This is a genomic window from Synechococcus sp. MIT S9508, from assembly GCF_047303045.1.
In the GTDB taxonomy this organism is placed as follows: Bacteria; Cyanobacteriota; Cyanobacteriia; order PCC-6307; family Cyanobiaceae; genus Synechococcus_C.
This window is the reverse complement of sequence record NZ_CP138941.1, coordinates 248,295-260,403: the sequence shown is the minus strand read 5'-3', so window position 1 is coordinate 260,403 and position 12,109 is coordinate 248,295. Positions and strand designations below refer to the sequence as shown.

General features: G+C 61.0%; 10 protein-coding genes and 1 tRNA gene. 6 read left to right on the top strand and 5 right to left on the bottom strand.

Features of this window, described 5'->3' with window-relative positions:
- Positions 1-72 precede the first annotated feature (72 nt).
- The gene (gene rdgB / locus SIB42_RS01465; RefSeq protein WP_067093192.1) at positions 73-660 is read right to left on the bottom strand and encodes an RdgB/HAM1 family non-canonical purine NTP pyrophosphatase; all 588 of its coding nucleotides are present in this window, start codon (positions 658-660) and stop codon (positions 73-75) included.
- A 2-nt stretch (positions 661-662) separates the two neighbouring features.
- Positions 663-2,126: a phosphoglucomutase/phosphomannomutase family protein gene (locus tag SIB42_RS01460; protein WP_067093337.1), complete on the bottom strand. Its 1,464-nt coding sequence runs from the start codon at positions 2,124-2,126 to the stop codon at positions 663-665.
- Positions 2,127-2,179: 53 nt separating this feature from the next.
- Here SIB42_RS01460 and SIB42_RS01455 point away from each other — a divergent pair, with 53 nt between their 5' ends.
- Entirely contained in the window at positions 2,180-3,745 is a 1,566-nt protein-coding gene (locus SIB42_RS01455; RefSeq protein ID WP_082824981.1) for a TM0106 family RecB-like putative nuclease, read from the top strand.
- Here the strand turns inward: SIB42_RS01455 and SIB42_RS01450 are convergent.
- Positions 3,646-4,500, bottom strand: a complete 855-nt coding sequence (locus tag SIB42_RS01450) for a YgfZ/GcvT domain-containing protein (RefSeq protein WP_067093191.1) — start codon at positions 4,498-4,500, stop codon at positions 3,646-3,648. The genes SIB42_RS01455 and SIB42_RS01450 overlap by 100 nt on opposite strands.
- Positions 4,500-5,081 (bottom strand): orotate phosphoribosyltransferase, encoded by a 582-nt coding sequence (gene pyrE, locus SIB42_RS01445; protein ID WP_067093190.1) that lies wholly within the window; start codon positions 5,079-5,081, stop codon positions 4,500-4,502. The genes SIB42_RS01450 and pyrE overlap by 1 nt, the downstream gene beginning before the upstream one ends.
- 227 nt (positions 5,082-5,308) lie before the next feature.
- On the opposite strand from pyrE, the gene SIB42_RS01440 reads away from it, so the two are divergent.
- The 4 genes from SIB42_RS01440 (at position 5,309) to SIB42_RS01425 (ending at position 8,114) form a co-directional block, all read left to right on the top strand.
- Positions 5,309-5,641 carry a hypothetical protein gene (locus SIB42_RS01440; RefSeq protein WP_369818419.1) on the top strand — a complete coding sequence of 111 codons (333 nt, stop codon included), beginning with the start codon at positions 5,309-5,311 and terminating at the stop codon, positions 5,639-5,641.
- Positions 5,642-5,654: 13 nt separating this feature from the next.
- A tRNA-Ile gene (locus SIB42_RS01435) sits at positions 5,655-5,727 on the top strand.
- A gap of 13 nt (positions 5,728-5,740) precedes the next feature.
- Positions 5,741-7,054, top strand: a complete 1,314-nt coding sequence (locus tag SIB42_RS01430; protein ID WP_067093189.1) for a hemolysin family protein — start codon at positions 5,741-5,743, stop codon at positions 7,052-7,054.
- Positions 7,055-7,109: 55 nt separating this feature from the next.
- The gene (locus SIB42_RS01425; protein WP_067093188.1) at positions 7,110-8,114 is read left to right on the top strand and encodes a Gfo/Idh/MocA family protein; all 1,005 of its coding nucleotides are present in this window, start codon (positions 7,110-7,112) and stop codon (positions 8,112-8,114) included.
- A 6-nt stretch (positions 8,115-8,120) separates the two neighbouring features.
- On the opposite strand, the gene SIB42_RS01420 is transcribed toward SIB42_RS01425, so the two are convergent.
- Positions 8,121-11,309: a glycoside hydrolase family 15 protein gene (locus tag SIB42_RS01420; RefSeq protein ID WP_067093335.1), complete on the bottom strand. Its 3,189-nt coding sequence runs from the start codon at positions 11,307-11,309 to the stop codon at positions 8,121-8,123.
- Positions 11,310-11,358: 49 nt separating this feature from the next.
- On the opposite strand from SIB42_RS01420, the gene SIB42_RS01415 reads away from it, so the two are divergent.
- The gene (locus SIB42_RS01415) at positions 11,359-12,105 is read left to right on the top strand and encodes a WecB/TagA/CpsF family glycosyltransferase (protein WP_067093187.1); all 747 of its coding nucleotides are present in this window, start codon (positions 11,359-11,361) and stop codon (positions 12,103-12,105) included.
- The last annotated feature ends 4 nt before the right edge of the window (positions 12,106-12,109 follow it).

Below are 12,109 nucleotides of genomic sequence, written 5' to 3'. Positions count from 1 at the left end.
TCGTCAGCGACAGATCACACCGTACAGGAACTGTTTGTCAGCACCTCGTCACAATCCGTGCATTGGCGGGTTTCACTGCTGAGAAAGCAGTTGGCGCAGGCGTGGTTCCAGCAAGCTGAAAGCACGACCACGGTGACCGTGGGCTTTTTTCTCCTTCAAAGACATTTCCGCGAACGTTTTTTGTGTGCCTTCAACTTCAAAAATCGGGTCGTAACCGAAGCCCTGATCACCCCTCGGTGATCGAGTAATCCAACCCTTGCACTGGCCCTCTACTTCGAGCAACACCATGCCGTCCGGTGCTGCCACACAGAGCGCTGCACAGAAGCGGGCGGTGCGGTTGTCTGCAGATTCGAGCGCTTGCAGCAGTCGTGCGATCCGTTCTGGATCGCTGGGTGCATAGCGGGCGGAGTGAACACCTGGAGCTCCATCCAGAGCATCCACGCTCAGACCGGAGTCGTCTGCAAGAGCCCACTCCCCGGTCTCTGCAGCCACGGCAAGCGCTTTGATGCGGGCGTTGGCGGTGAAGGTGCTACCGGTTTCCTCGATCTCTAACCCTTCAGGCTGTGCTTTCACAGTCAGTGGTAGTCCGCTGAGGAGACCTTCGAATTCCCGAACCTTGCCGGAGTTGCCGCTGGCGATCACCAGGCTTTGCGTCTCCATGCTCAAGCGCTCTCCGCAAAGCTGCGGGCCCAGGCGAGCACGGCCTCTACACGATTGCTGTCGGGTGCTTCGCAATACAACCGGAGCAGGGGTTCAGTGCCGGAGAAGCGCAGCATCAACCAGTGGCTGGGACCAAGCCTCAGTTTCACACCGTCCGTCGTGATCACCTCCGACACGGTTTGTCCTGCGACTTCAGCCGGAGGCTGGGTTGACAGCAGATGCTCCAGGCGTCGGCGGGACGCCATATCTGCCAGGCGCAGATCAAGCCTGTCGTAATGACTCGAACCTCCACAGCGCAGACGCAGAGCCTGCATTCGAGCTCCCAGTGGCTTGCCTCCCTGAACGAGAGCCTCCAGCACGAGCATGGCGGCGAACAGTGCATCGCGTTCAGGCAGGTGCATGCCGAAGCCAACGCCTCCCGACTCCTCCCCGCCGATCAGCACCTCACCCGCCAGCATCTCTGCGGCGATGTATTTGAAGCCCACAGGCAGCTCCAGCACCTGCCGGCCATGGTCCTCCGCCACCAGACGCATCAGGTCGGAGCCACTGACGGTTTTGACCACGGTTCCAGGCAATTGCCTTGTTCCGGCGAGGTGATCGATCAGCAGTGGCATCAGTTGTTGGGTGCTGCAGAAACAACCGTGCTCATCGACTGCTGCGATGCGGTCGCCATCACCGTCGAAGACCAGACCCACTGCTGGTTGCCCGTTGCGACTGGAAGCCTGAACCGCAGCAATCAGCTTCTGCAAGTGAGTAGCGAGCGGTTCCGGAGGGCAGCCACCGAAGAGAGGATCACGCTGGCTGCGGATCTCGCAAATGAGGCCCTCGGCATCGGTTCCGAGCAAATCAGACACACAACCTGCCGCAGAGCCATGCATCGGGTCCACGATCACCCGCAGGCCCATGGCCTTCAGCCCAGAGCTGATGGCGCCTAGATTCAGCTTGGTTCGAAGCCCCTCAAGGTGTTCGCTGCGGGCGTCAAAGCGTGGCAGCTCTCCCGCAACCGGCACGTTGATGCTGCCTGCAGCCAATCGCCGCTCCACCGCGGCAGTGAACGTGCCGTCAACGGATCCGCCGAACGGTCCTTTGATCTTTAAACCCAACCATTCGGGCGGGTTATGGCTGGCCGTGATCACAAGGGCTCCCAGCGCCCGGCGCTGCACCACGGTCCAGCTGCATGCAGGAGTGGGAACAGGAGTGCTCGTGAGTAGGGGTTCCAAGCCAACCCCGCGCACGGAAGACGCGATCGCCTCCGCAAGTTCCGGTGCCAGGAAACGTCGGTCGTAGCCGATAACCACCGTCTTGCTGTTGAGCTGATCCGGTGCTTGATGGGCGAGTTCCTTGGCCGCGGCCGCCGCCACTGGCAGCAACCGCTCCACGGTGATATCCACCCCGAGGATTCCTCGCCATCCGTCGGTGCCAAAACGGATCGGAGCTGCGCTCAGAGGGAGGGGAGCCGACGCCATGGCATGCCTGCAGTCCATCTGGATTTAGCAGTTGGCCGCCTTAACCTTGGGCCATGGGTGACACCCCTTCTGCTGACAAGCCACTCACCGACCGACTGCTGCGCAGCTGGTCCCGCTGCCGGCGTCGGGCCTGGCTCGATCGCCATGGTGATCAGGGCAAGAGGGTTTACACCGCCCATCGCACCCTCCAGCTTGATGATCAGCAACGCAGTTTTGTTGCGTTATTGCCTCACAAGCCTGGACATGGGCTTGCTGCCTGCGAGCGGGGTGAAGTCGGTGTGGTGGGACTGAGGCTGCGTGGACGCACTGCGGAGGGATACAGCATCGAGGCGCATCCAGTTCTGCTGCAGCGCCAGCCCGGTCGCAGTCGCTGGGGTGATTACATTTATCGCCCCGTCTTGGCCAGGCAGGGGCGACGACTCACCAGGGAGCATCGACTGCAGCTGGCGTTGGCAGCTCGTCTGCTCGCTCTGTTTCAGGACGCTCCCGTCAAGGACGGGCTGGCTTTGGCGGGAGCAGGCCGCTATCTCGAGAAGGAAACTGTTGCTCTCGGTGAGTCCTTGCAGCGTCAGCTGGATGAGGCTCTGCGCAAACTGGCATCTGATCTGGAGCGGACAGACCCACCTCCGCTTGCCTCTGACCGGCGTAAGTGTTCGTTGTGCAGCTGGCGAGGTGTGTGCAACGCCGAGGCCCGCCGGGTTGGACATCTCAGTGAGGTCAGTGGTATTGGCGCCAAGCGACGGGAGATGCTCCTCGAGCTGGGGATTGATGGCCTGAACGCACTTGCTGATGCTGATCCGCATCTTCTGGCGGAGCAGCTGCAGCGATTTGGAGAGCAACACGGAGCCGTGGCGGCTCCCCTCGTAGCTCAGGCTCGAGCCCAGCGGGATGGGCAGGCGCAGGCTCTGGCCGATTCCTTCGCCTTGCCAGAACTAAGGCATGCGCCTGGGGTGCTGCTTTATGACATCGAATCAGACCCGGATGCCCGTGATGACTTTCTGCATGGATTTGTCTGCCTACCCCGGGATCCCGACGGCCGCTGGGCTCTTTATCGAGCCAGTTATCACCCTCTGTTGATGCTGCAGGAGCATGGTGAGGGGCGTTGCTGGCAGCGCATCAAGCGATTTTTGAACCGTTTTGAGGGCTGGCCCGTCTTGCACTACGGAGAGACGGAGTCACTGGCTTTGTGCAAGATGGCCCAACGCCAGGCCGTCAGTGATGAGGATCGACAGGCCCTGCGTTGCCGGCTGGTCGATGTGCATGCCCGGTTGCGCACTCACTGGCGACTTCCCCTCAATAGTTACGGGTTGAAGACAGTGGCCGATTGGCTTGGATTCAGCTGGAGTCAGGCTGGGGTGGATGGTGCAAGGGCGCTGCTCTGGTGGAGGCAGTGGCGTGGCACCGGACCGCAAGACCGTGGGCATGTCCAGGCTCTGCGCTGGATCTTCACCTACAACCGTGATGATGGCTTGGCCACCTGGGCGGTGGCTGCATGGATGCTCGAAGCCGACAGTCGCTCTCAACCTAGAGCGGGCGGGTCGCAGAAGGCACTGGGTCGTGCGATGGAGACCTCGACATCACTGTCTCCCGCTTGCAGTGTTTCCGCGTCGAGCGCCTGACGCCTGACCAGGGCGAGGCCGAAACTGCTTCCTGTTTCCGTATCTTTGGAAACGCTGGTGATAATTCCGGCACGCGAGTCATTCAGCTTGAGCTGATCGCCGCTTTTCAGGCCCTTTTGAATTTGAGAGGTGCTTTGCCAGCAACGCAGTTGCTGTTTCACACCACCGCGGGATGCCAGCTTGGCCACCGTTTCTTGTCCTAGATAACAGCCTTTGTTCAGCTCGACCCAATCGGACAAACCCAGTTCAAAGGGATTGGTGTCTCCAGTGAGCTCCTGATCTCCCAGCGGCCAGCCCTGCTTGTTCCGCCAGCATTCCAGTTCTGTGGCGTTGCAGGCTCTGAGTTCTGCCCAGGAGGTCGGTGGCTCGCTGGCTTCACTCAGCCAGATCACCTGGGTGAAGTCGGGCGCCTTGCCAGCTTCAAGGCGTTGCATCCGGCGCTGCTGGCGCTGCTCTCCCAGCCGCACTTGGTCTGCGGGAAAGATCACCCGATCAAAACCGCCAGCGACACTGCTGCTGTCTCCGTTGAGCACGAGTACATCGGCGCCAGCCGAATCCAGGCGAATTTCAAGCAGGGCCTGCACGCGGCCTGTGGCATTGAGCCAACAGGCCTTGATCAGATCGCCGTGGGTGGAGCCATCCACCCTGGCGCTGGTCTGGCCATGCAGAAAGCTGCTGCATCCTTGGCCCTCAAGACGGATGAGGGGGAATCGCGCATCCCAGATCAATGCTGTTGCGTCCTGATCCCTACTCATCACTGTTCAAGCTCCTTGGCTCTGGCAGCTACCTCGCTCAATCGAAACAGTCTGACCAGTTCCAGGCCCGCTTGATCCATGGCCTCCTCACCACCTTCTTCACGATCCACAATGGTGACCACGCGCCGAACGGAATATCCGGCTTCTTTCAGCTGGTTAACAGCCTGGATCGAGGACCCACCGGTCGTGACGACGTCCTCCAGCACCGTGACTAGGGCACCTGATGCAGGCAATGGGCCTTCCAGCCAGGCACCGGTGCCATGGCCTTTGGCCTGTTTGCGCACAATCAGTGCATTCAGATCACGGCCCTGCTGCGCTGCTGCCATGGCCACCCCGCTCACCAGGGGATCGGCCCCAAGCGTGAGCCCTCCAACGGCGGCGGCATCGTTGTCCACCAGGGCCAGCATGGCGGGACTGAGCAGTGCCAGGCCACTGCCACTGAGGGCCACCGGTTTGCAATTCACATAGTGTTCGCTGCTGCGACCCGATGCGAGGGTGAACTGCCCGTGCCGATAAGCCTCCCGGGCCAGTCGGTCCAGCAGGACCTGGCGATCCATGGATGGGTCGGAATTGACGGGCATGGGGCTGGTGCTTCGCGGATCCTCTGCCTAGTTTGCGCTCAGTGGTGCCTCCTCCCTTGGACAGGCTTCGATTCAGAACTTTGCTTCTGCTTCTGTCACTGAGTTCATTTCAGGCAGCTGCAGTGGCTCGACCGGTGGTCTGCTCCACCACATTGGAGGCTCCTTCGACTGCGATCTCTGCAGGAGATGTAACTCCATCACCGGTTGAGGTCACCCGTTGCGGGCCGGTGCAGAGCACTTCAGCCTTGATGGAAGAGCGCTTTTACAGCTGGACAGCTCCTTATGCCAGGGGTGTGGATCTCCTGCACCAGGTCACGGACCTGCTGGGCATTGCCGTTGCCGGGCCTCAGGGCAACCGCTTCATGGGATTCGGTTTCCCTGATCAGACGATTATTTGGGACGGGACTGCTGTCGAGAACACCTACACGATGCTGCTTGAGGATCAGAGTGATCCGATTCCCTGGCGCACGGTTGATATTCCCAACGGTTTCAGTGGCAGCCCATCCCCTGATCTCATTCAGGACGAGGATGCCTTTCAGCCGATGCGTGCCCTGTGGTAAACCCACGGATTAGGGGGGTCTAGCAATCTGGTGAATGCAGCGAACTCATAATTCGCCTAAGGCGGGTTCGATCCCCGCGACCCCCATCGTTTGGTTCCAATGCGCACCCTGCTGCTGATCGCGCTGCTGGTTCTTCCGGCTCTGTTTTCAGCTGCTGAGGTGGCTCTCCTGCGGCTCAGGCCAAGTCAGGTGCAGGCTCTCAGCGAGGAGGGCCGCCCTGGTGCCCAGTCGGTGCAGCGACTGCAGCGGCATCTGCGCATTGCTCTGCTGATGACACAGTTCGGGGCTTGCCTGTCGCTGGTAGCCCTGGGCTGGATCGGTCGTGGATTCGGTCAGCGCTGGTGGCCCCTGGAGGTTCCCGCTGGCCGCTGGTGGGATCTCGCCTGGTTTTTGCTGCTGGTCGTGCTGGCCACCCTGGTTGCCGGCTTGCTTCCACGGGCCTGGGTGCTCAGCCGTCCCGAGTTCGCTGCTTTGCAGCTTGGACCTGTGCTCGAGGGCGCGATCCGGGTGCTGAGTCCACTGTTGTCGGCACTCGACAGCCTGGCTTCGCTGTTGCTGCGATTCGTAGGGCTCACCCAGCGCTGGGATGCACCAGTTCCTGCCCTCACGGCCGGCGAGCTGGAGACCCTGATCGAGAGTGGCGCGGTGACCGGTCTCAAACCCGACGAACGCAACATCCTCGAGGGTGTGTTCGCTCTGCACGACACTCAAGTCCGTGAGGTGATGGTGCCGCGATCCGGCATGGTCACCCTCCCCGTTGAGGTGCGTTTCGCGGAGCTGATGGAGGCGGTGCATCGCACCCGCCATGCGCGCTTCCCCGTGATCGGTCAGTCATTGGATGATGTGCGGGGAGTTCTTGATCTGCGGCGTCTTGCCGAGCCGATCGCTCGAGGGGAGCTGCGCGAAGACTCCTGGCTTGAGCCCTACCTGATGCCTGCGCAGACGGTGCCGGAAACCAGCAATCTTGCTGATCTGCTGGCCATCATCCGCTCGGGTAACCCGCTGCTGCTGGTGGTCGATGAACATGGCGGAACGGAGGGCCTGGTGACCGCAGCAGACCTCACCGGAGAAATCGTTGGCGATGAACCTGACGATGAAACCGATGAACCAGACCTGGTGCCGATGGAGGGCCAGCCGGGAACCTGGCTTGTTGCAGGAGATCTGGAGATTGTTGAGCTGAATCGCCAGCTGCAGCTGGATCTCCCGGAAGCCAGTGACCATCACACCTTGGCCGGCTTCCTGCTGGAACGGCTCCAGCACATCCCTTCACCGGGCGAAGCATTGCGCCATCACAACATCCAGTTCGAGATTGTTGCCATGGCTGGTCCCCGCATTGTGAGGGTGCTTTTGGTCCTCATTGAGGAGCCGGATTTGCCGATCGATCCCGATAATCCGGACCAGGGATTGATGTAATTCACTCCCCATTGCACTGATCACCGATAATCAGCCGGTTCGTGCAGTCCCACTGATGACCGACGCCATGGTTCCGGTGAAGGTCGGCGTGATCGGGATCGGCAATATGGGTTGGCATCACGCGCGCGTGCTCAGCCTGCTCAAGGACGCCGATCTGGTTGGTGTTGCCGACCCTGACGCTCAACGCGGGGCTCTGGCCACCGAGCAGTTCGGATGTCGCTGGTTTTCTGATTACCGCACCATGCTCGAGGAGGTTGAGGCGGTCTGCATCGCGGTGCCGACCCTCCTGCATCACTCCGTTGGTCTGGCTTGCCTGGAGGCTGGCTCTCACGTGCTGATCGAGAAGCCGATCGCCGCCAGCCAGGAGGAGGCCGCTGCCCTGATTGATGCTGCCAGCCGAGTGGGCCGCTTGCTTCAGGTGGGCCATATCGAACGCTTCAATCCCGCGTTCCGTGAGCTCACCAAGGTGGTGGCCAACGAAGAGGTGGTTGTGCTCGAGGCCCGTCGTCACAGCCCCCATGCCGATCGTGCCAACGATGTGTCCGTGGTGCTTGATTTGATGATTCACGATCTGGATCTGGTGCTCGAACTGGCCAGTTCCTCGGTGGTGCAACTGGCGGCGGCGGGTGGTCGCAGCTCGGAGGGACCGATCGATTACGTCAACGCCACGCTCGGGTTTGAAAACGGTGTGGTGGCCAGTCTCACGGCCAGCAAGATGAGCCATCGCAAGATCCGGACGCTCAGTGCGCATTGCCGAGCCAGCCTTGTTGAAACCGACTTCCTCAATCACAACCTCCACATCCACCGCCGGGCCCATGAGTGGTACTCCGCGGATCACGGAGAGCTGCTCTACCGCAACGACGGCTTCATTGAAGAGGTGAGCACCACCTCGATTGAGCCTCTGTATGCCGAGCTCGAACACTTTCTGCAATGTGTTCGCGGACGAGAGACTCCGGCAGTCGATGGTCAGCAGGCTTCGAGAGCCCTGCGACTGGCTGATCTGATTGAACAGGCAGTGGAGCAGCCTGGCGTTGGTGTTGCGATCGAGACCCCCATCTGATTGGGATCAGTGCAGTCTTTCCTGATCCGCGAGTTCCCTCAGGGCTTCGATCTGCCACTGCCGGCATTCGGCGGGAGATGACCGGTAGAACTGATCCCAGGCAGCGGCTTTGTGCTGGGCATAGTCCACGGTGTTCTGCTCAGGATGGCGATTCCTCCAGCCCACTCTCACGGCGTGGCCGATGACCACATCAAGAGCGATGTCGTCGTCGAAGCGCATGTCGGGATTGGCGGTTGAAAAGGCCATCAGCGAAAGCAGGCTTTCCGTGCAGAGCTGCCGGTATTCCGGAGCTCCAATGCGACTGAGCAGATGCTCCACCTGAATGGCGAAGTTGCGTTCGCCCGGGGTTTTTTCACGAACCAGCGCGCTGGTCAGACGGTTGCGGCGCTCCAGTTTGTCGCCGATCACCAACCCACGGCAGTGGTGCAGCAGTGACCAGATCCCTGCATAAAAGTCTTTGGGCACCTGCTGCAGTGAGCCCAGGCGGATCCGGTGTTGCAACCAGTCGCTACCGCTGGGGCTTTCATCCAGGGGTTCGGGGATGTTCCATTGCACCTTGCCGCTCAGGTGCAACAGTTCCCGACGTTGCAGGGCGGCTCTGGCATGGTCAACGTCGGCCAGTACCGTGCGCAGGCGCAGGCTGATGCGGTGAGGAGGTTCATCGCAAAGGGCTTCAAAGGCTTCGTCCTGACTGCACTGCAGCTCGGCGGCCAGCTCTGAGGTCAGCAGCAGCAGCAACTGCCCGAGCTGGAAAGTCAGAGAGCCTCGGATCATGCCCGGTTCACGCCTGGCGATCCCGTCCAGTGCCAGCAACAACTCCTGCTGGAGCATCCGTTCGCGTCCGTCACTGCCGCAGGTGCGGTCGATCAGTGCTGCGATCGACTGGCTGGAGACAGGACTGGTCAGCCGGGAGTCGCTGCTGTAGTTGCGACCGATCACGACCTGTTTCTGGCGGCTCAGCAGGTCCGTGAGTGCGTCTTCCAGTTGAGGATGAACCAGACCCATGGCCCCGGCGCAGCGTCTGGCCACGTTCCAGTCCTCCTGGCTGAGGCCGCGGCGATAGATCTCCTGCAGCAGGGTGGACAGCTCAACTGGAGTTCCCTTGGGTCCGCTGAGGATGGCCTGCTGACCGAGTCGTTGCGTCAACAGCTCCAGAACTTCCGCTTGTTCCCTTAGCGAATGGCTGCTCCACAGCCTCTGGCGTAGCTCTCCCAGGGGAATGTCATCCAGTTCCTGCTCCTGGGCCGCTGTCAGGTCACTCAGGTCTGTGGAGGCCTGCAGCAGTTCAGCTGCCTGTTCTGCTTTGTCAGGCTCGGTCGTTTTCTCTCGCTCATCATGCAGTGTTAACCACTGGGCTTTGCTGGCCAGGGTCTCAAGATCAGCGAAATCCACAGCAACCTCTTCGACGCTGCCGCTCTGCAGGCGTTGGGTTAGTTCCAGCAGAAGCGTTTCGTGTCTTTCCAGCAGAGCGGCTTGCACGGGGATCAGCAGCAGGGGTGCTCCCTGGCCCTGCCAATGCCGTTGGAGCAGGTGCAGCTCGTTGACGATGCTTTCGATCAGCTGTCGTGGGTCATGGCTGAGAAAGAACGTGCCCTCCTCCAGTACTGCCGGCAGAAAAGCCAGTTGTTGTTCGCCTTGGCGATAGAGGCGAGCCGTCACCGCTGTTTCCGGTCGCAGTGGTGGGTGACCGCTGAGACCAAGGGCCTCGTCGGCGCCAACGTTGCCTAACCGTTTTCGTAGGGCCTCAGATGGCAGCACCGGTAGGTCAGCGGATTCTGGATCGCTGACCGGTAAGCCGAGCTTTTGCAGTTGTCGCGCGACGGCATCAGTTGCAGGAACCAGCGAAACCAACACTGTGTCTGCTCCCAGCGTGGCGGGCAGTCGCCGTCCACAGGGGTCAAGATCCTCCGCCTTGATCAGTCCATCCAGCAGCATCTCTCCAATCCAGGCGAGGCTCTGGGTCCAGAGCAGCGGCACGTTCTCGTTGGCAATGCGGCGCTGACTCCCGGGTGCCCGCCGTTCCAGCTCCAGCTGTTCGGCGGGCACGAGGTAGAGCTCTGGGAACAGTCGTTCTCCATCGCGTTCCACCTGAAGTGCCTGCAGACGTTCACGCCAGAGGTTGGCCTCGTCCCAGCGCTGCTCGAAGCAGGCGGTGACCAATTCGTAGGCGAGAAACAGTGGCCATTCCGATTCGATTCCTTCAAAGGTGGCCAGTTCTTCACGCTCGTAGTGCAGCCGGGTGATGTCTTCCACCACCGTTTGATGACCATCCCTGCGAAAGCGTTTGTAGCCGTAGGGACCTCCCAGTTCGCGCCTGATCCGCCTGTTGGTGCGCTCCACTAGCGCCCGGTCTTCCACCGCCCAGGCGGGGTAGCCGATCACCGAGAGGCAGGCGCTGTCGACTTCTTTGCTTGCTGATTCACGCGGCAGCAGCCCCGTCAGGGCTCGTCTCAGACGCACCACAGCACCGTGGGGAATCAGCACCTGCATGCTTCCGTCTCCGTGGGACGCGCAGAGGTCAACCCCGTCCAGTGCCTCCAGTGCGGCTTTGGCCATGCCGATCGAACTGGCATTTCGTTCCGGCAGGCCGTGATTGCCCTTGTCGCCCCGCTCCCAGATTCCGTAATCAGCAACGCGGTAGGCCCTGGCCACGTAGTACACCAGGTTCTGGATGAAGGATGCTTCGTGGCGGTTATGGATCACAGCCAGACCACTGGAGCTCAGCTGGGCCAGCTGCAGCAGAAACAGTGATGTGGCATCCAGCTGCAGATGCCCCCATCCATCATCAGGAACGACCGGGGATCCACTGGCACTGTCGTATTTCGCATGCAGAGCATCCAGTGGATCGAGGCTGCTTTTAAAACGCTCCACTTTTTCGGCCTGACGCATCATGGCGTTTAGCAATCCGCGCATCAGGTCGATGACGCGCTGTTCGAGCTCCCAGCAACGTTGACAGCTGCCTTGTTGGCGCCGGTGGGCGATCGCCAGCCCCCAGACGCACTGAATCGAATAAATGCAGTCACGAACCCAGGCGTCACCGTAATTGCCATGAACGGTGTGGGCCGTACTGGCAGGCAGCAGCCCACTGATCGGGTTCTGTCGCTGCAGCACCACCCGCTCGATGGAGCGGTCGAGCTGTGTCAGTCGTTGCGCCCGCAGCTGATCCTCTTCACGGGTCGGGTTCGACAGAACCATGGTGGCTAACGCGACCGGATCTAGATTCTCTCGTGCAGCGGACACGCGGATGGAAGTACTGACAACGGGTCCGCGCGATCAACGTCGTTGCCACATTCTCGATATTCCCGTAGATGCCTGCAGGGATGTCACAGCCGCAGCCATCGGCCTGCATGCGGAGGGTGGAGGTCAGATCGTCACGCTGAATGCAGAGATGACGATGCTTGCGCGCCGCAACATCGACCTGGGTGGTGTCATCCGCGCCGCGGATCTTGTGGTTCCTGATGGGGCAGGGGTGGTCTGGGCTCTCGCTCGCCAGGGCGTCAGGGTTAAACGCAGTCCAGGAATCGAGCTGGCCTGGTCGTTGCTCAATTACGCCGAAGCCCATGGGTGGCGAGTCGCACTGGTCGGAGCGTCGCCTGAAGTGATGGAAAGGCTGTGTGACCGCCTTGCTCAACAGAGTCCTGAATTGCAGCTTGTCTTCGCAGAACACGGATATCAGGACGCCAGTGCTTGGCCGGAGCTTGAAACAAGGTTGCGGCGACTCAGCCCTGATCTGGTGCTTGTGGCACTAGGGGTGCCACTGCAGGAAATCTGGATTCAGAGAATGCGCAACCAGCTGCCCGGTCTTTGGATGGGCGTCGGCGGCAGCTTTGATGTCTGGTCAGGTTTGAAGCAACGTGCCCCAGGTTGGACCAGTCGTTTGCAACTGGAATGGCTTTACAGACTGTTGCAAGACCCAAGCCGCTGGAGGCGCTATATCGCGCTGCCTCACTTCGCCTGGTCGGTGCTGTGTCGCGGGAAGCAAGAGCGCTGAACGC